This window comes from Clostridium sp. UMB9555A (assembly GCF_030222355.1).
In the GTDB taxonomy this organism is placed as follows: Bacteria; Bacillota; Clostridia; order Clostridiales; family Clostridiaceae; genus Sarcina; species Sarcina perfringens.
Window position 1 is genome coordinate 20290 of the sequence record NZ_JASORQ010000009.1, and the last position, 18901, is coordinate 39190.

19 protein-coding genes and 2 tRNA genes are annotated in these 18901 nt (G+C 28.1%); 17 read left to right on the top strand and 4 right to left on the bottom strand.

Annotated elements, in window-relative coordinates; translation table 11 throughout:
• Window positions 1-53 precede the first annotated feature (53 nt).
• A complete protein-coding gene (locus QP548_RS15025; RefSeq protein WP_061426030.1) occupies window positions 54-1046 on the top strand; it encodes a 3'-5' exoribonuclease YhaM family protein in 993 nt (330 codons plus the stop codon).
• A gap of 31 nt (window positions 1047-1077) precedes the next feature.
• Here the strand turns inward: QP548_RS15025 and QP548_RS15030 are convergent, their stop codons facing one another.
• A complete protein-coding gene (locus QP548_RS15030; RefSeq protein WP_061426031.1) occupies window positions 1078-2238 on the bottom strand; it encodes a L,D-transpeptidase in 1161 nt (386 codons plus the stop codon).
• Between the two features lie 192 nt (window positions 2239-2430).
• Between QP548_RS15030 and pepT the strand changes: the two genes are divergently transcribed.
• On the top strand, window positions 2431-3651 hold the full coding sequence (pepT, locus tag QP548_RS15035; RefSeq protein ID WP_061426032.1) for a peptidase T: 1221 nt from the start codon (window positions 2431-2433) through the stop codon (window positions 3649-3651).
• Between the two features lie 105 nt (window positions 3652-3756).
• Here pepT and QP548_RS15040 read toward each other — a convergent pair whose 3' ends face one another.
• Window positions 3757-4632: a DegV family protein gene (locus QP548_RS15040; protein WP_061426033.1), complete on the bottom strand. Its 876-nt coding sequence runs from the start codon at window positions 4630-4632 to the stop codon at window positions 3757-3759.
• Between the two features lie 189 nt (window positions 4633-4821).
• On the opposite strand from QP548_RS15040, the gene QP548_RS15045 reads away from it, so the two are divergent.
• The 3 genes from QP548_RS15045 (at window position 4822) to QP548_RS15055 (ending at window position 6942) form a co-directional block, all read left to right on the top strand.
• Window positions 4822-4898, top strand: a tRNA-Arg gene (locus tag QP548_RS15045).
• A 179-nt stretch (window positions 4899-5077) separates the two neighbouring features.
• Window positions 5078-5668: a DUF2441 domain-containing protein gene (locus QP548_RS15050; RefSeq protein WP_061426034.1), complete on the top strand. Its 591-nt coding sequence runs from the start codon at window positions 5078-5080 to the stop codon at window positions 5666-5668.
• 134 nt (window positions 5669-5802) lie between these two features.
• A complete protein-coding gene (locus QP548_RS15055; protein WP_003479654.1) occupies window positions 5803-6942 on the top strand; it encodes a Card1-like endonuclease domain-containing protein in 1140 nt (379 codons plus the stop codon).
• Between the two features lie 114 nt (window positions 6943-7056).
• On the opposite strand, the gene QP548_RS15060 is transcribed toward QP548_RS15055, so the two are convergent.
• The gene (locus QP548_RS15060) at window positions 7057-7941 is read right to left on the bottom strand and encodes a phosphatidylserine decarboxylase (RefSeq protein ID WP_003450844.1); all 885 of its coding nucleotides are present in this window, start codon (window positions 7939-7941) and stop codon (window positions 7057-7059) included.
• Between the two features lie 163 nt (window positions 7942-8104).
• Between QP548_RS15060 and QP548_RS15065 the strand changes: the two genes are divergently transcribed.
• The 7 genes from QP548_RS15065 to QP548_RS15095 all read left to right on the top strand — a co-directional run bounded on the left by QP548_RS15065 (window position 8105) and on the right by QP548_RS15095 (window position 12419).
• Window positions 8105-8674, top strand: a complete 570-nt coding sequence (locus tag QP548_RS15065) for a TetR/AcrR family transcriptional regulator (protein WP_003479653.1) — start codon at window positions 8105-8107, stop codon at window positions 8672-8674.
• Window positions 8675-8728: 54 nt separating this feature from the next.
• Window positions 8729-8803 (top strand) — tRNA-Arg (locus QP548_RS15070).
• 145 nt (window positions 8804-8948) lie between these two features.
• Window positions 8949-10214: an HlyC/CorC family transporter gene (locus QP548_RS15075; RefSeq protein WP_061426035.1), complete on the top strand. Its 1266-nt coding sequence runs from the start codon at window positions 8949-8951 to the stop codon at window positions 10212-10214.
• A 2-nt stretch (window positions 10215-10216) separates the two neighbouring features.
• A complete protein-coding gene (locus tag QP548_RS15080; RefSeq protein ID WP_003450857.1) occupies window positions 10217-10648 on the top strand; it encodes a nucleoside deaminase in 432 nt (143 codons plus the stop codon).
• Between the two features lie 62 nt (window positions 10649-10710).
• Window positions 10711-11169: a hypothetical protein gene (locus QP548_RS15085; RefSeq protein ID WP_061426036.1), complete on the top strand. Its 459-nt coding sequence runs from the start codon at window positions 10711-10713 to the stop codon at window positions 11167-11169.
• Window positions 11170-11281: 112 nt separating this feature from the next.
• Window positions 11282-11647: a DUF2809 domain-containing protein gene (locus QP548_RS15090; protein WP_061426037.1), complete on the top strand. Its 366-nt coding sequence runs from the start codon at window positions 11282-11284 to the stop codon at window positions 11645-11647.
• Between the two features lie 109 nt (window positions 11648-11756).
• Window positions 11757-12419 (top strand): glucosaminidase domain-containing protein, encoded by a 663-nt coding sequence (locus QP548_RS15095; protein ID WP_003458203.1) that lies wholly within the window; start codon window positions 11757-11759, stop codon window positions 12417-12419.
• Window positions 12420-12530: 111 nt separating this feature from the next.
• Here the strand turns inward: QP548_RS15095 and QP548_RS15100 are convergent, their stop codons facing one another.
• Window positions 12531-14003 carry a protein adenylyltransferase SelO gene (locus tag QP548_RS15100; RefSeq protein ID WP_061429401.1) on the bottom strand — a complete coding sequence of 491 codons (1473 nt, stop codon included), beginning with the start codon at window positions 14001-14003 and terminating at the stop codon, window positions 12531-12533.
• A 330-nt stretch (window positions 14004-14333) separates the two neighbouring features.
• Between QP548_RS15100 and cpa the strand changes: the two genes are divergently transcribed.
• The 5 genes from cpa (at window position 14334) to QP548_RS15125 (ending at window position 18873) form a co-directional block, all read left to right on the top strand.
• A complete protein-coding gene (cpa, locus tag QP548_RS15105) occupies window positions 14334-15530 on the top strand; it encodes an alpha-toxin (RefSeq protein WP_061426038.1) in 1197 nt (398 codons plus the stop codon).
• 187 nt (window positions 15531-15717) lie between these two features.
• On the top strand, window positions 15718-16641 hold the full coding sequence (locus QP548_RS15110) for a GTP-binding protein (RefSeq protein WP_061426039.1): 924 nt from the start codon (window positions 15718-15720) through the stop codon (window positions 16639-16641).
• 19 nt (window positions 16642-16660) lie between these two features.
• Window positions 16661-17245 carry a GTP-binding protein gene (locus QP548_RS15115; RefSeq protein WP_061426040.1) on the top strand — a complete coding sequence of 195 codons (585 nt, stop codon included), beginning with the start codon at window positions 16661-16663 and terminating at the stop codon, window positions 17243-17245.
• 2 nt (window positions 17246-17247) lie between these two features.
• Entirely contained in the window at window positions 17248-18141 is an 894-nt protein-coding gene (locus QP548_RS15120; protein ID WP_061426041.1) for a permease, read from the top strand.
• 12 nt (window positions 18142-18153) lie between these two features.
• Window positions 18154-18873, top strand: a complete 720-nt coding sequence (locus QP548_RS15125; protein ID WP_061426042.1) for a hypothetical protein — start codon at window positions 18154-18156, stop codon at window positions 18871-18873.
• Window positions 18874-18901 lie beyond the last annotated feature (28 nt).

Here is an 18901-nt window from a genome sequence, read left to right on the forward strand (position 1 = left end):
ACTTATTTGTTTACAAAAAATAATAATATGCAATAATTAAAATAGAGATTAAAATGGAAAGAAAGGATAGACTTATGGAAATACCGGTAAAAAAAATAGGTGAGTTCGTTAAAGGAGAAAGAGTCGAAGGTTTTTTTCTTTTAAAATCAGTTACTTTAAAAACTACTAATTCTGGTGGGAAAAAATATTTAGATTTAGTTTTAAGTGATAAAACTGGTGATATATTAGGTAAAGTATGGGAGATTAAACCTGAGCATGAAGAATTAAAAAGCAATACAGTATTTAAGATTAGAGGTACAGTTAATAGTTGGCAGGGAACTTTACAGTTAAAAGTGGAACATGCTAGCAAGGTTACTGAAGAAGATAATATAAACTTAGATGATTTTGTTCAGAGTGCGCCATATACTAGCGATGAAATGTTTAATACTATAAAAGATACTGTTCATAATATGAATGATATAGATATAAAGAACATTCTAAATAGAGTTTTAGAGATTAATAAGGATAAACTTATGTACTATCCAGCAGCAAAGTCAAATCATCATTCTATAAAGGGTGGACTTTTATATCACATAACAACTATGTTAAAATTAGCTGAAAATATTTGTGGAATATATAATTTCTTAAACAGAGATTTAGTTTATGCAGGGGTAATACTTCATGATATGGCTAAAATCAAAGAGATGTCTTCTAATGAAATGGGCATAGTAGATGAATATACTTTAGAGGGAACTTTACTTGGACATATTACTCAAGGAATAAAGGAAATTGAGGTAATAGGAAAAGAAGTTAATGCAGATAGTAAGATTATAATGTTACTTCAACATATGGTCTTATCACATCACTATGAGCCTGAATACGGAAGTCCTGTTAAGCCTCTTATACCAGAAGCTGAGATGTTACATTATTTAGATGTAATGGATGCTAGAATGTACGATATGAAAAAGGCAATTAAGGAAACTAAGGAAAATGAATTCTCAGAAAGAATTTGGTCTTTAGATAGTAGAAGAATATATAATCACGGAATGTATGAAAAAAATAATTAAAAAAACAGCTCGGAATGAGCTGTTTTTTATTTTAGTAAATTATTATTTTTGAACCATTTTGTACATTATCATATAGCCATTTAGAATCTTCAACTGCTAATCTTATACATCCATGGGAGGCTGGTACCCCTAAGGTTGGGTCAGATATTGTAGTTTTGTCAGAATCAAATGGGATTGAATGAAATAAATAGTTACCCATAAATTGAACATAGTATTTTCCACCTTGTCCGTATTTAGGTGAGAAAAACCAAGGAGCTCTATTTTGCACAGTAAATACTCCTACAGGAGTTTCTTTTCCTTCAATACCAGTTGAACATGTAAATGTCTTAGCTAAAGTCCAATCATTTTTTGAGCCTTCATATACATAAGTTTTTTGTTCAGCTATATTTACAAAAACCAAATAATTAGTGTTACTAGTTATATCAAATTGGTTTATTGTATCTTCATTTAATTTTTTATAATATTCCATAACTGGAGCAGTTCTAGCTGTAGCTTTATCTATATTCTTTTGGCTATAATCTTCAAGATGCTCCAATCTAAGATTTTCTAATTCATCTCTTTTTTCCTGTAATTTTGGATCATCAGGTAGAGAGTTTATTTGAGAATCTAAATATTCTATTCCTTTTGAATATTTTTCATTAGATATATATTCATCTACAGTTTTTAAAATAGGTTCTCTTATTTTATCTAAGCAAGTTTCTTCATATTCTAGTGCTTGAGCTTTACAATCTGAAAGATTATGTACACTTTTAAAGTAGTTTAAAGCTTCTAAATAATTTTCTTCATCTAGCTTAGAAATTCCAATATCAAATGAGTCCTTTGAATCTTTTATTAGAGGAAGTGTATTTTTAAAATTTAAGATTTCCTCATTAGACGTATTTAAGGATAATAGTCCATTTAAATCTTCTACAGTTTCTTCTTCAGATATATCTCCAGAATAATAATCATTTTCTATTTCTGATAATTTTTCTATGATTACATTATCTGATGATTTAAGAAAAGTTTTTCTTAATATAATATTCTTTGTCCCATTATTAAAACAATTGGAGGCAGCTTCATAATTATTTAATGCTAAATCCTCTTTAAATTTGTTTAAGTTGTTTGAGAATGACAATATAAAGTATGCAACAATTATAATTAATAATATTAATATTGTTGAAGAAATTGAAATTAAAAGTTTTTTGTTTTTCATTTTTTACCTCTATTTAAATTTAGTAATTTACTTTAATTATGGACAATAATACCAACATTAATCATTATAGGGCATTTTTACTCATTAATAAATGACAACTATTGTATTTTTTTTGTGAAACAGTCATAATATTAGTATAAAGTAATGGTTTTAACAAAATATTAACAATTTTTATGTAAGGTGGTGTTGAGCATGAAGAAAGTTCATGAAAGGTTTTTAGAATATGTAAAAGTAGATACTAAATCAGATGAGACAACAAGGGTTACTCCTAGTACAAAGGGTCAATTAGAACTAGGAAAAATCCTTGCAGAAGAACTAAAGGAAATCGGAGTAGATGAAGTAAGAATAAGTGAAGAAGGATATGTATATGCTTGCTTAAAGAGCAATTGTAATAAGGATATTCCGAAAATAGGATTTATTTCACATATGGATACTGCACCAGATATGAGTGGAAAAAATGTTAATCCTAAAATTGTTGAAAATTATGATGGTAAAGATATTGAACTTGGAAATGGATATACATTATCACCAAGTTTTTCACCAGAACTTCCAATGTATAAAGGTCAAACTTTAATAACTACTGATGGAACTACTCTTTTAGGCGCTGATGATAAGGCAGGGATAGCAGAAATAGTAACAGCTATTGAATACTTAATAAATCATCCAGAAATAAAACATGGTGATATTAAAATAGGATTTACTCCAGATGAAGAAATCGGAGAGGGAGCAGATCACTTTGATGTTGAAGGCTTTGGAGCAGATTTTGCTTATACATTAGATGGTGGAAGAATAGGTGAATTAGAATATGAAAACTTTAATGCTGCAAGTGCTAAGGTTGAAATAATAGGTAAAAATGTTCACCCAGGAAGTGCTAAAGGAAAAATGATTAACTCTATTTTAGTTGCTCATGAATTTGTTTCTATGCTTCCTTTAGATGAAGTTCCAGAAAAAACAGAAGGATATGAAGGTTTCTCATTTTTATTAGATATACAAGGTGAAGTAGAAAAAACTTCATTATCATTTATAATAAGAGATTTTGATAAAGAAGGCTTTAAAAATAGAAAAGAAAGATTTAATGAAATAGCTAAAGAGTTAAATAAAAAGTATGGAGAAGGTACTGTTACAGTAACTTTAAAAGACCAATACATGAACATGAAGGAAATGATAGAACCTAGAATGCATATTGTAGAAACTGCTGAAAAAGCAATGAAACAATGTGGAATTGAGCCAATCAAAAATCCTATAAGAGGAGGTACTGATGGGGCAAGATTATCATTTATGGGACTACCAACACCAAATTTATTTACTGGCGGAGAAAACTTCCATGGAAGATATGAATATATATCAATAAATTCAATGGAAAAAGCTGTTGAAGTAATACTAAACATAATAAAAATTTATGCTGAAAAATAAGATTAAATAAAATAAACCTATAAATATATTTAGATAATTAATCAAAATATATTTATAGGTTTTAATTTTTTATTTATTTTAATAATTTATAATAAACTTAATTTATTAAGGTTCTTTTGTATCTCCTAAAAAGAAGACAGCTAATGTTCCTATACCTGTGTGAGAACCTATAACTATTCCTATATAATCTATAAGTATGTCTTTTACAGGATATTTTTCTCTAATCATTTCTGCTAAAGTCTCTGCATCTTCAACACAATCACTATGAGCAATAAAAATTGTTTGCTCATCAGGGTTTACAATACGCTTTTCAAGCTCTTGGAATAACATTTTTAAAGATTTTTTTCTTCCTTTAGCCTTAGCAAAGTTATGAAGTTCCCCTGCATCATTTACATATAGCATTGGCTTTATACTTAACAAGCTACCAATAGCTGCTGCTGTAGATGAAATTCTTCCACCTCTTTTTAAATGATCTAAGCTATCTACAGTAAAGTAATGACATAAATTATTTTTGTTTTCCTCTACCCAAGAGTAAATTTCATCTATAGACTTTCCATCCTTTTTCATTTGAGCAGCATAGTAAACTAGTAATCCTTGGCCTAAGCAGGCAGCTCTAGTATCTATTATCTTTATATCAGCATCAGGATATTTTTCTAATAATTCCTCTCTAGCAATAAGTGAACTATTATATGTTCCACTTAAGGCTGATGAAAATGCTAAGTATAAAATAGAGATCCCTTGTTTAACATATTCTTCAAAGGCTTCAACAAATCTAAATGAGTTTATTTGGCTTGTTGATGGCATGATACCTTCTCTTAATTTATTATAGAAAGCTTTTGGAGTTAATTCGCTATCAATATTATCAATATATTCTGTATTATTAATATTACATATAAGTCCTAAATAATTAATATCTAAATCTTTTACCATGCTTTTTGGCAGATCAGCTGCCGAATCAGTAAATATAACAAATTTTTTCAAAATAAATCTTCCTCCTTTTCTTAATAGAGTTATTCTAAATAAGTATAATATTTAATGTAAAAAATATCTAGGGCGTATAACATAAGAATTGCCCATAAATAAAATATTTAATAATAATTTAAGCTTTGGGAATAATATGGAATATCTTGATTTATTAATGAATATATGATATTATAAGTCTGTTAATATGCGGTGGTAGCTCAGCTGGATAGAGTAGTCGGCTACGAACCGATTGGTCGGGGGTTCGAATCCTCTTCGCCGCACCAATTTCAAGGGTTACAAGTTTTTGTAACCCTTATTTTTATGCAATTTTTTAAATAGAGAATATAATAGGTTTATAATAAATTATAGATTTTAACTAGGGTAGAGAGAAAAGATATATTTTGAAAAGTATATAACTTATAAAGTTAAATATAAAAATTAAAATATACAAAAGGAGAGAGTTATGAAAAAAGAGGAACAATATTTTTATCATGTTGTTACAGAAAAACCTATGAAATTAGGACAAGTTATAATTTTTGACGAGGATAATCATAATGGAGTATATGAGAGAAGTTTAAATTTTGATTTTAGAAATTCAAATGGAAAGACATCACTTGAAATAGTAAGAGAAAATATTAAGGGTGGAAAACTTAATTTAAATAAAGAGGATACGGAGATCTTAAGTAATTACTTAGAGTGGTCAACAAAAGGATATAGAGAGTTGATATTAGAAATTGAGAGAAGAAGAGAAAATATTAATGCTCCTTCAAGGATGGCCTGTTTATATGTATCAAGGAATTTAGAGGATGCTAAGAAATGGGCAAAAAGTTTTATTTATTTTGGTAGACCTACATTTCAAATAGTAAAATTAAAGTCAATAGGCAATTCCTTTGATGGCAATTCATACAATATAAAAACTGAGACAGTCTCAATAAAGAAACAATTTGAATTTGCTAAAAATTATTGGAATAATGATTTTTGTGAAAATGAATTAATAGAAACAATTATAGATGGCAGGATAGAAGTTGTAGAAATTGTTGAAGAGTTTAATTAGGTATAATAGTGTATTTAAGTTAGAATAAAAAAATTTACTTAGGTGAAAATAATTATAAAATGAGCTTAATTCATCAAGAATTTTAGTCCGATTATCTTATAAATAAGATAAAATAATATGCTAAAGGTGAGAATATGAATTATGATTTTATAATTACGATTTTAGATGAACATAATGAATCAAGTATTTTATTAGCTGAAAAGTTAAAGCCTAAAGAGATAATTTATTTATATAAAAAGGATGAAGAATTAAAGGTTTTAAATTCATTGAGACAGTTTTATTTAAATAAATTTCCTAATTGCAATTTTAGTGATGAAAAGTTAGGAAAGGATATTATTTCATCCATAGAAGAAATTATAAAGAGAATGAAAAGTAAAAATACAGCTATATGTTTAAATCAAGGGGATAAAAAAGATATTTTAATAATGTATACCCTAGCTTTAAAACATAATATAGATGGATTCTTTCTTGATATACCTAAAGAAGAACTTTTAAAGTTAAATTTAGAAAGTGTACAATGTGAAAAGTGTAATTTCGTAGATTTGGATGTAGAAGACATCATAGACAGTATAGGGGCTTCTATTGTTGTGGATTCAACAGAAATTTCAGAGATAAATATTATAGAGACTATGACTAACTATATAGCTAGTAATTTAGATCTTTGGAAAAAGTATAAAATAAGATTAAGTGATAATTCTGTTTTTATCCATGATGAATCAAATCCTAGAATTATAAAAATAGATAAGGAATTATTGAGCAGAGAAGAAGTTATGCTTCTTGATAAAATACTTAACTTTTTAGAGAAAAATGGCCAAATAAAAGTAAAAGAATTAGAGCAATGTTTAAAGGTAACATTTCAAAATGAATTTATAAAAGGATTTATTTTTAAAAGTGGAACATGGCTTGAAGTTTTAACAAAAAATATTATTGAGGAAATAAAAAGCATTGATGATATAAAAAGTGGTTTATTATTTCTTTGGAATGATAAAGAATCTAGAGTTAAAAATGAGTTAGATGTTGTTGCCATAAAGGATTCAGTACTTATTTGTGTTTCTTGTAAAGATTCAAAAAAATATGATGAAGTTGCCTTAAATGAATTAAATGTTTATTCTGAGCAATTAGGAGGAGAAAATGTAATAAAAATATTAGTAGCAACACACCCTCCAATTAAATCATCTATTTCAAAAAGAGCTAAAGAGATGGGAATAAACTTAGTTGTTTTTGATGGCAATAAAAAAGCATTTAAAGAAGAATTAGAAAAAATAATAAAATAAAATTTTTATTTGGGATAAATAAAGAAAATAGGGAGAAAATAAATTTAAATTCTCCTATAATCTTATTTTATAAAAAAGGAGCTTAATTATTAAAATAATTAAGCTCCTTTTTAACTATTTATGACCAATAGTTTCACCCATATTAACTTTAGTTTCAAAACCTAATTTAGTTTGTTCAACTATATCACTATCTATTTTTATAGTATCTTTTTTAAAGAATAAGATAGTAGTTGAACCACCAAACTTAAAGTATCCTTTTTCCTCTCCTTTTTTTACTCTTTTTTCAGGAGAATATGTTTGAAGTATTGTACCAACACAAGTAGCACCAACTTCTACATGAAGAATTTCACCAAAATTATCAGAGTTAAAAATAGACCATTCTCTTTTGTTCTTACAGAAAAGTTCAGATACATTATTAAGAGCTATAGGATTAACTGAATAATAAAAACCTGAAATTTTCTTGCTTTCACTACAAGTTCCACTATCTACGAAGTGAAATCTATGATAGTCAGTTGGGCATAATCTTAGTATAAGACAAGTTCCACCTTCAAATTCTTCAGCTACTTTAGGATCATCTATTAATTCTTTTAAAGAATATGTATATCCTTTTATCTGAACAACTTTATTAAGATCTATATTTTCAAATGCAGATAATCTGCCATCTCCAGGAGAAATTAAAATATTCTCACTATAATCAATAGGTCTAGCTTCAGGAGTTAAGGTCCTTGCAAAGAAATCATTAAAGTTTTCAAATTCATCTATATTTTTATTGCAAAGAGACATATCAATATTAAACTCATCAATAAAGGCTTTAATTTTTTTCTTACTTAAAGGAGAGTCACAAAAATTTCCGTAAAGTTTTGAGAACATCTTCTTTTTAATAAATAATTCTAAGAAGCTTTTTCCTATAGGAGATGCATAAGACCAATTTATATATTTAAGACCAGCTACTTGCTCAACATCATAAGCTTTTGTTTTCCTGTTATAAATTTTTATCATAAATTATAATCTCCCTTTAAAAATTATGTTAAATACATATATTATATTATTATATATATAAATTCAACTTGTAAACAAGAAATTACAAATTTATATTATTGATTAAATAAAATAAGTGGTATATGATTAAATTGTTTTAAGAATAAGTGTTGGAGTTGGTAGTATGAATAGAACTAAGAAAGCTATTTTTGAAGCAGCTATAAACGTTTTTGCTACTTCAGGTTATAATGGATCAACTGTAGATGAAATTGCATCTAAAGCTAATGTTGCTAAGGGAACACTTTATTATAATTTTAAAAGTAAAGAGGAAATTTTTAATTTTGTAATTAGTAAAGGCTTAGAAATTTGGCATGAAAAATTAACTGATATAGAAAATTTAGAAGATGAGCCTATAGAAAAATTAAAAAAACTTTTTAAAATGCAATTTGAATTATTATATGAAAATAGAGCATTTTTTAAAATGGTAATGAGTCAGCTTTGGGGAAAAGAAACTAGGCAGGATGAACTAAGAAATAAAATAACTGAGTATATTGAAGGAATAGAGAGAATACTAAAAGAAGCTATTTCCAAAAAACAAATAAGAGAGTGTGATATTTCTTTATTAGCTCACAGTTTATTTGGAAGTCTTATATCAACATCCCTATATGAATTAAGTAGAGATAAAGAGTTTAATGTTAATAAAGTTATAGATGAGATTACAATTAACATCTTAGAGGGGATAGTTATAAAATAAGCTTTGTTGACATATATTAGTTAAAGAGTTAAAATTATTATAAAATTCAAATAAGTCTCCATAGTTCAATGGATAGAACAATCCCCTCCTAAGGGATAAATGTAGGTTCGATTCCTACTGGGGATACCATGGTTTTAACTGTGAAGGAAAAACTCCATATTTATATGGAGTTTTTTAAATATTATTATTTAATATGAAATTTTTGTATAATATAATAATTATATAGGAAAATAAAAAAAGAAGAAAAATATATAGAATAATAGGAGGGGTTTATTTGGACCCATATACGTTTCAAATTGTGCTTCTTATTATCTTGATAATTTTATCAGGATTTTTTTCAGCCTCAGAAACAGCTTTAATGGCTTTAAGCAGAATAAGAGTAAGGCATATGGTTGATGAGGGAGTAAAAGGAGCTAAGTTATTAGAAAAATTATTAGAAGACCCTAATAAATTATTAGGTGGAATCTTAATAGGAAATAATATAGTTAATATAGGTGCATCATCATTAGCATCAACACTTGCTTTTAGAATATTTGGTGATGGTGGAGTTGCTTTAGCTACTGGGGTTATGACAATATTAGTATTAATCTTTGGAGAAATAACACCTAAATCCTTAGCTAAGCAAAATGCAGAGAAGGTTTCTTTAGCCGTAGCTCCTATAATAAATATAGTGGTTACAGTTTTCAAACCTCTTGTTTGGTTATTTTCTTCAGTATCATCCCTAATAGTAAAATTATTAGGTGGAGATTTAAATAAAAGTGAGCCATTTATAACAGAGGAAGAATTAAAAACAATGGTTGATGTAAGTGAAGAAGAGGGAGTTCTTGAAGTTGAAGAAAAAGAAATGATATTCAATGTTTTTGAATTTGGAGATCTTCAAGTAAAAGATATAATGGTTCAAAGGGTAAATGTCATTGCAGTGAATGTTACAGCTACCTACGAAGAAGTATTAAAAGTAATAAAAGAACAACAATTTTCAAGAATACCAGTTTATAATGAATCAATAGATGATATTGTTGGTATTTTAAATGTTAAAGATTTAATTCTTTTAGATAGTGATGAGGAAAATTTCAATGTAACAGAATACATGAGAGAACCTTTTAGAACCTTTGAATTTAAAAAGATAACAGAACTATTTGCAGAGATGAAAACAACTAGAAATCACATAGCAGTAGTACTAGATGAATATGGCGGAACAGTTGGTATTGTTACTATTGAGGACTTAATAGAAGAAATCGTAGGAGATATTGAAGATGAATACGATGAGAGAGATAAAGATATAGAAGTTATCAAAGAAAATGAGTTCGTAGTAGATGGTAGCACAAGACTTTCTGACTTAAGTGATATGATAGGATTTGAAATAGAATCTGAGGAATTTGATTCTATTGGAGGATATGTAATAGGTTATTTAGGAAGAATGCCTAAGGTTGGCGAGGAAATTAAAACTAATGACTTTAGAGTTATTGTTGAAGAATTAGATAGAAATAGGGTAAAAAAGGTTAGAGTTTACACATATAAACGAGAAAAAGAGGAGAGTTAAGGGTGCTTAGTTTAGCTTTGGAAGAGGCAGAAAAAGCAAGAGAAAAGGGAGAAGTTCCTGTAGGGGCTGTAATAGTAAAGGATGGAGAAATCATTGCAAGGGCTCATAATTTAAAGGAGACCTTAAAAGATCCAACAGCCCATGCAGAAATTCTTGCCATAAGAGAAGCCTGTAATAAACTAAATAATTGGAGACTTCATGGTTGCGAGATGTATGTTACTTTAGAGCCTTGTCCTATGTGTGCTGGAGCTATTCTTCAAAGTAGACTTTCAAAAATTTATATTGGTACCTTTGATGATACAACAGGAGCAGCTGGTTCTGTAGTTAATATTCTTCAAAATCATAATCTAAATTATTTTCTTGAAGTAGTTTGGGAGAATGATGAAAAATGTAGTAAAATATTAACAAAATTTTTCAAAGATAGACGAGGGTAAGTAATGATTTACTTACCCTTTTTATGTTATACTGAGAATACAAATATTGGTGGGGGTGCATTATGAGCAAATTAGATATGATGGTAGGATATGAAATGAATTTCTATGAAAAGAAATTTGAAGAAAACATAAAGAAATTATCTTACTATATGCATAGATGTTTTAATGAAACTATAGGAGAAAAAGTGGCAGGAATAGCTATAGAAGAAAATCTTTTATATGCTTGGTCATATTACTTCGTTACAATAGCTGATGAAGATCCTAAAATGGGTGACAGAATAATGATGGGGCTTATAAATCACTTTAATACATTATTAGGAGATGAAAATGTAAGAATAAATGGTAAAGAAGGGGCAAAATTAATGATAGATCCTTCTTTCTGTAGAGTATGGTTTGGTACAAGTTTAAATGTTATGTTAGTTAAAAAATATGGTGAAGAGGACTATAAAGAAGTTTTCAACTATATAAAAGATAACTACTTACAAAAAGAATGTAAAATAAGATCACTAAAGGTTTCATAATATTTTTAATCAGTAGGTAAAGCTTTACTTACTGATTTTTCTTTATGTGCTATAATTAATAAAAATTTATGATATTTTTATTTAAAGAAATTAGTTTGAAAGAAGTGTTTTTATGAAAATAAATAAAAGATATTTAGTTGCCTTTTTAATCTTATTAATTATTGAGGTTTTTATTGCACTATTTGTACATGATAATTTTATTAGACCTTATATAGGTGATGTTTTAGTTGTAATAGTTATATACACATTTATAAGAGGAATAATTGGAAGAAAAATAAAAAATTTGCCTATATATATTTTTTTATTTGGTGTTTTAGTTGAGATTTTACAGTACTTTAGAATAGTTGAGTTATTACATCTTCAAAATAGTAGATTTTTTACAATTCTCATAGGTACATCTTTTGATGTAAAAGATATTATATGCTATTTTGTAGGAACTTTAATTTTAATCTTTTGGGAAGTTATTAATAAAGAGTAATGATTTTTAGTGAGCTCAAGTTTTGGGTTCACTTTTTTTACATAAATAAGAATAGGATAGCATATTATTTATAGAGAATATTATGCAATAGTATTAGGAGGATCCTATTGTGAAGGAAGACCAATTTAACATAGAAACTTTAATAGTAGCAATATTAGTAATGTTAACAATAATAAACATAGATGTGGTTCATGTAACAGAGGCGCAGAGCGTAAAAATAGAAATAGAAACAGAAGAGGATATACCAATAGTTTCAGATGTTTTTATAACAGTAGATGATGCTAAGAAATGGGCACAAGGAAAAGGAGCCACTAAGGAATTTGTTGAGCTTGCTGATTTATATTGGGAATATTCAGATGAACATGGGGATGTTAATCCAGCTTTAGCGTATGTACAAGCAGCTAAGGAAACTGCCTACGGTAATTTTGGAGGAGTATTAGATGCTTCATATCATAATCCGTGTGGGTTAAAAACAAATAAGGGTGGGAGCGATAAAGACCCTAAAGCTCATATGAAATTTAAAAGTTGGAATGAGGGAGTAAAGGCTCATTTGGATCATTTAGCCTTATATGCAGGGGCAGAAGGATATCCAAAGGCTGAAACAAAGGACCCTAGACACTTTGCTTCAATATTTGGGAAAGCTAATTCAGTAATTGATTTAAGCAAAAATTGGGCACCAAGTCCTACCTATGGAGAAGAAATTCTTGGAATGTACAATGAGATGATGGAAGGGGCAGGAAATAAAGACATAGAGGTAATGAATATATTTTAAGTTAGGAAAATTATATAGAGATTTAGATATAAAAATTGGGATATAAAAAGCTTATAAAAAAGCTTTTTATATCCCATTAATTTATATTCTATTAATTTATATAATTAAATTTTAAGTTCCACAATATGTTACATAAGGAGTGTCACTTTTCTCAGGTAACTTAGTGTACTTTTCTAAATCTTTAGAATAACTATATGGGTTTTTTAATGCTTCTAATAGATTATCCATAAAAGTAAAATCACCTTTTTCAGCATTTTTAAGAGCTTCTTCAACTAAGTGATTTCTAGGAATTATATAAGGATTATTATTCATCATTAAATTCCTTACTTCTTCCTGTGGTCTATTTTCTTCTTTTAATCTATTTTGCCAAAGAGCATACCAAGTTTTGAATTCATCACTACTAAATACTTTTTCATCTTCAAATTTATTAAGAGTTAAAGATACAAAGGTATTAGTAAAATCTGCTTCATATTTTTGCATTGTGCTTAAAAGCCCTTCAATTAGCAATTCATCATTTTCTTTTTCTGTGAAAAGACCAAGTTTAGCTCTCATTTTATTGAACCAATATTTTTTATAGAGTTTAGAAAAGTTTGATATGGACTTTTTAGCAATATTAACAGCCTCATCTAGGTTAGGGTTTAGAAGAGGAAGTAGTGCTTCTGAGAATCTAGCTAAGTTCCATAAGGCCATATTAGGTTGATTTCCATAGGCATATCTACCAGCATAATCAATAGAACTAAATACTGTGTTTGTATCATAAGTATCCATAAATGCACATGGTCCATAATCTATAGTTTCTCCTGAGATTACCATATTATCAGTGTTCATAACCCCATGAATGAATCCAACACTTTGCCACTTAACTATAAGTTCAGCTTGACGATTTATTACCTCTTCAAGAAATAAAATATATTTATTTTCACTCTTAGCTATATTAGGAAAGTGTCTTTCAATAGTATAGTCAGCAAGGCTTTTAAGATCCTCTAAAGTTCCCCATTGAGCCGCATAAGCAAAAGTTCCAACTCTAATGTGACTAGAAGCTATTCTTGTTAATATAGAACCTTGTTCAAATCTTTCTCTTAAAACTTCCTCACCAGTACTTACTACCGCAAGGCTTCTAGTTGTAGGAATTCCAAGACCATGCATACCTTCACTTATTATATATTCTCTAAGCATAGGTGCAAGTGCAGCCTTTCCATCTCCACCTCTTGAATATATTGTTCTACCAGACCCTTTTAATTGAACATCATATCTTTTACCATCTTTAGTTACATGTTCTCCTAATAAGAGGGCTCTACCATCTCCTAGCATTGTAAAATGACCAAATTGGTGACCAGCATAAGCCTGTGCAATTGGTACAATTCCTGGGAATGTTTCATTTCCTGCAAATATATTAAGTCCAAAATCGCTGTTTAAAACTTCTTCATTAAGTCCAAGTTCTTCAGCAAGAGAAGTATTAAACTTAATAAGTTTAGGATTTTTTGAACCCTTGGGATTTTGTTCACTAAAGAATATATTTGGAAGAGTTAAATAAGTGTTTTCTAAGTTAAAACCTGTTTTTGATTGAAAATTTTTATTATCCATATTAAAATCCTTTGCCTTATAATTTATTTCAAATTTTATTCCATCCCTTATATTATGTGTAAAAATTCTTATTAAATTAAAAAACAATATTTAAATTATTATAGCACTAATAATTGTAAATTTTCATATTAAAAATAAGTTTAACAATTTATAGGGGGGGAAGTTAGATATGTTTAATTTAAATTTGAATTGTATTCAAAAATATTTTAAAAAATATTCAAAAATTTAGTGAGCTTATGGTAATTATATGGTATAATTTCAGTGCAAGTGTTAATCGTTATCAAAAAAGGGGAGATTAATACTTGAAAAAAATTAACGGGGGATATAAAAATGAAAAGAAAGATTTGTAAGGTGCTTATTTGTGCCGCGCTAGCAACTAGCCTATGGGCTGGGGCATCAACTAAAGTCTACGCTTGGGATGGAAAGATTGATGGAACAGGAACTCATGCTATGATTGTAACTCAAGGGGTTTCAATCTTAGAAAATGATCTGTCCAAAAATGAACCAGAAAGTGTAAGAAAAAACTTAGAGATTTTAAAAGAGAACATGCATGAACTTCAATTAGGTTCTACTTATCCAGATTATGATAAGAATGCCTATGATCTATATCAAGATCATTTCTGGGATCCTGATACAGATAATAATTTCTCAAAGGATAATAGTTGGTATTTAGCTTATTCTATACCTGACACAGGGGAATCACAAATAAGAAAATTTTCAGCATTAGCTAGATATGAATGGCAAAGAGGAAACTATAAGCAAGCTACATTCTATCTTGGAGAGGCTATGCACTATTTTGGAGATATAGATACTCCATATCATCCTGCTAATGTTACTGCTGTTGATAGCGCAGGACATGTTAAGTTTGAGACTTTTGCAGAGGAAAGAAAAGAACAGTATAAAATAAACACAGTAGGTTGCAAAACTAAAGAGGATTTTTATGCTGATATCTTAAAAAACAAGGATTTTAATGCATGGTCAAAAGAATATGCAAGAGGTTTTGCTAAAACAGGAAAATCAATATACTATAGTCATGCTAGCATGAGTCATAGTTGGGATGATTGGGACTATGCAGCAAAGGTAACTCTAGCTAACTCTCAAAAAGGAACAGCAGGATATATTTATAGATTCTTACACGATGTATCAGAGGGTAATGATCCATCAGTTGGAAAGAATGTAAAAGAACTAGTAGCTTACATATCAACTAGTGGTGAAAAAGATGCTGGAACAGATGACTACATGTATTTTGGAATCAAAACAAAGGATGGAAAAACTCAAGAATGGGAAATGGACAACCCAGGAAATGATTTTATGACTGGAAGTAAAGATACTTATACTTTCAAATTAAAAGATGAAAATCTAAAAATTGATGATATACAAAATATGTGGATTAGAAAAAGAAAATATACAGCATTCTCAGATGCTTATAAGCCAGAAAACATAAAGGTAATAGCAAATGGAAAAGTTGTAGTAGACAAAGATATAAATGAGTGGATTTCAGGAAATTCAACTTATAATATAAAATAATAAAAGTAAAAAAATAATTATTGGTTTTGGTGGTATTTACAAAATAAAAGCTTAGGAAAGATAAAGTCTTTCTTAAGCTTTTATTTTACTTATTTTTAGTGATTTAGGGATTATTACTTTAAGTAATAATCCTTTTGTTTTAAGAATATAATCAATAAGAATATGGTTTCTATATTAGGAGGATTAAATGAAAGTAGATATAATTTCAGGATTCCTAGGAGCTGGCAAAACTACTTTAATAAAAAAGCTTTTAGATACCTTAGTAAAGGATGAAAAGGTAGCTATTGTGGAAAATGAATATGGAGAAGTTGGAATTGATGGAGATTTACTTAAAGATAGAAGAATTGAAGTAAAAGAAATTAATTCTGGGTGTATATGTTGCACCATAAAGGGAGACTTTAAACAAAATATTTTAGACATAATATCAAATTACAGACCAGATAGAATCATAATTGAACCTTCAGGAGTAGCTAATTTTTCTCAAGTTCTTGAATCTATAAAAGAAGCTCATATAGAGGGCTTAAGAATAAATATGAAAATAACCATGGTTGATGCTCAAAATGTTCATATGTATATGAAAAACTTTGGAGATTTTTATAGAAGTCAATTAGTAAATGCAAACACAATAATATTAACTAGGGTAGAAAAACTTTCTGATAAGGAAATTACTCATGTTTGTAATGAAATAAAAACAATAAACAATAAGGCTAACATTATAACCACTGAGTTAAGTAAGTTAAGCCCAGAAAGAATAATTCAAGTTTCAGAGAAAAAAGTTGAAAATTTAATAGAGAATATAAATAAAAAGCCTAAAAGAATAGGTTTAAGAAGAGTTTCTGCACCTGAGTTTTTTGAAAATTGGGGAGTGGAGACACCAAAAACCTTTGAATATTCTGAGTTAGTAAAAATTTTAAATGAATTTCAAAACAACAAGCATGGTGAGGTTTTAAGGGCAAAGGGGATAATAAAATCTAAAGATAATAAGTGGTTTAAATTTGATTTTGTACCAAATGATATTTCTATTGTTAATTATAAAAGTGATTATACAGGCAGAGTTTGTGTTATAGGAAGAAATTTAAATAAAGATAGCATAGATAAATTATTTTCTTAAAAATAAGGGAGAGGGTTATGTGAAAAAATGTTCAGTTGATTTAATAACAGGTTTTTTATCATCAGGAAAAACATCCTTCATAAATCACATTTTAGATGATTTTTCTAAGGAGGAGGTTTTAGTAATACAATGTGAGCGTGGACAGGAAGAATTAATAAATTGTAGGAAAAATATTAATGTAAAAAAGTTTTATAGCATGGATGAATTAAAGGAAGAGGATTTAATAAGAAGCATAAAGTTTTATGCACCTAAGAGAGTTTTTATTGAGTGTAATGGGGTTAGTGAAACTAAAAAGTTTATAGATAAAGTTACAAATAGTAAGCTTAAGGAATATTTAAAGATTGGGATTATAGTTAATTTAATTGATATGACAACTTTTAATATGTTTTTAAAGAATATACCTTCAATGATAATACCGAACATATCACTAAGCAATCTTATTGTCTTAAATAAATGTAATGAAATAAGTGAAAATGCTTTAAAAGAATATAAAGATATGATAGAAAGATTTAATCATAATGCCCATATAGTTAATTGCATAGGTAAGGAAGAAACTAATATGAACTTTAATAAAGAAAGACTTATAAACAGGATGATGGGATAAACATGGAGCTTTTAAATAAATTTTCTATAGTCTTTTCTAGTATAGTAATAGAAGCACTGCCTTTTATACTTATAGGGGCAGTGCTAGCTTCCTTTATGCAAGTTTATATTTCAAATAATATTTTTAATAAAATCATATCTAAAAATAAATTATTAGGATCAATTCAAGCTGGGATAATAGGAGTTTTTTTACCTGTTTGTGAATGTGCCACAGTGCCTATAACAAAGGGATTATTAAATAAAAAGGTACCTTTAAATGTGGCTATAACTTACATGTTATCTGCTCCTATAGTTAATCCACTAGTTATATTATCAACATATTATGCCTTTGATGGAAACATAAAGGTAGTATTGGTGAGAGTGGGCGTAGGCTTTTCAATAGCTGTCATAGCTGGGCTACTTATGCTTTGTTTAAGTGGAGAAAATAATATTTTCATAGATAATGGTGAGGGAGAATTACAAGGAAAATGTCTTTGTGGATGTTCAGAAATAGATGATAATTCTAGTAAACTTATAAGACTTTTAAAGCATACATCCCTAGAGTTTTATGAAATAGGGAAATATTTTATAGTTGGAGCAACTTTAGCAGCCATATTTCAAACCTTTGTACCAAGGGATATTATTTTTTATTTTGAAAATAGTGCAGTTTTATCAATAATAATCCTTATGGCTTTTTCATTCTTAATTTCCTTGTGTTCAGAGGCAGATGCCTTTGTTGCTAGTACATTTATGAATAGATTTTCTTTAGGATCAATAACTGGATTTTTGATTATAGGTCCCATGATAGATTTAAAAAATACAATAATGTTATTTTCTATATTTAAAAAATCCTTTGTAGTTAAACTTTTATTTGTAGTCTTTTCACTTTGCTTCATAGCTTCAGCTTTGATATTTTAAGGAGGAAACTTTATGAGAAAATTTAATTTTAGTGAATTCATATGGTTTCTTATATTATTTTGTTTTGAATATTTAATAGTAAAAATGTTTATGAGTGAAAAGATTTTTTTGATTATATCAAGAGATATGAAGGCATATGTAATTTTGGCCATAATATTATTATTTTTGATTTTAGTTATACAATTTTTCAATATTTTTAAAACATCAACTAGAAGGAGTTTTAAGGGTGGATATTTAATTTTTATTTTTGCTTTATTTATTTTAAATATAGCTAATGGATTAAATATTAATCAGGTCTCCTTAAACTTAAAAGGGGTTAAGTTATATCATGATAGACATAAAGAGAGTGAACATAATCACCTGCACTCTAATGAAAAATTAAATAGTAATGAAGCGTTAGTATTTACAGAGAAAAATTTTCATAGTTCCTTAGAAGAATTAATACTTCATCTAGAAGATTTTGTAGGAAAAGAAATTTCTATAGAAGGGCTTTTATATGTTAGTGAATTATATGAAAAAGAAGAATTTGCAATTACTCAAATAGATATGACTTGCTGCATAGCTGATTCAGTGTACTTAGGAGTACTATGCAAGGGCGATTTGCCAGATTTAAAAAATGGAAGTGAAATAAAAGTTAAGGGATTAGTTGAATCTAAAAAGATTAAAAATAGTGTAGGAGAAGAAATTGAAATTCCATTTATAAATGTATTTTACACAGATACATTACAGTAGATTTAATCAATAAAAAATTAAAGAGACT

Excerpts from the sequence above, each read along its gene's own strand:
- QP548_RS15025 (WP_061426030.1), top strand. The coding sequence starts at position 54 with ATGGAAAGAAAGGATAGACTTATGGAAATACCGGTAAAAAAAATAGGT.
- QP548_RS15030 (WP_061426031.1), bottom strand. The coding sequence starts at position 2,238 with ATGAAAAACAAAAAACTTTTAATTTCAATTTCTTCAACAATATTAATA.
- pepT (WP_061426032.1), top strand. The coding sequence starts at position 2,431 with ATGAAGAAAGTTCATGAAAGGTTTTTAGAATATGTAAAAGTAGATACT.
- QP548_RS15050 (WP_061426034.1), top strand. The coding sequence starts at position 5,078 with ATGAAAAAAGAGGAACAATATTTTTATCATGTTGTTACAGAAAAACCT.
- QP548_RS15055 (WP_003479654.1), top strand. The coding sequence starts at position 5,803 with ATGAATTATGATTTTATAATTACGATTTTAGATGAACATAATGAATCA.
- QP548_RS15060 (WP_003450844.1), bottom strand. The coding sequence starts at position 7,941 with ATGATAAAAATTTATAACAGGAAAACAAAAGCTTATGATGTTGAGCAA.
- QP548_RS15065 (WP_003479653.1), top strand. The coding sequence starts at position 8,105 with ATGAATAGAACTAAGAAAGCTATTTTTGAAGCAGCTATAAACGTTTTT.
- QP548_RS15085 (WP_061426036.1), top strand. The coding sequence starts at position 10,711 with ATGAGCAAATTAGATATGATGGTAGGATATGAAATGAATTTCTATGAA.
- QP548_RS15090 (WP_061426037.1), top strand. The coding sequence starts at position 11,282 with ATGAAAATAAATAAAAGATATTTAGTTGCCTTTTTAATCTTATTAATT.
- QP548_RS15100 (WP_061429401.1), bottom strand. The coding sequence starts at position 14,003 with ATGGATAATAAAAATTTTCAATCAAAAACAGGTTTTAACTTAGAAAAC.
- cpa (WP_061426038.1), top strand. The coding sequence starts at position 14,334 with ATGAAAAGAAAGATTTGTAAGGTGCTTATTTGTGCCGCGCTAGCAACT.
- QP548_RS15110 (WP_061426039.1), top strand. The coding sequence starts at position 15,718 with ATGAAAGTAGATATAATTTCAGGATTCCTAGGAGCTGGCAAAACTACT.
- QP548_RS15120 (WP_061426041.1), top strand. The coding sequence starts at position 17,248 with ATGGAGCTTTTAAATAAATTTTCTATAGTCTTTTCTAGTATAGTAATA.
- QP548_RS15125 (WP_061426042.1), top strand. The coding sequence starts at position 18,154 with ATGAGAAAATTTAATTTTAGTGAATTCATATGGTTTCTTATATTATTT.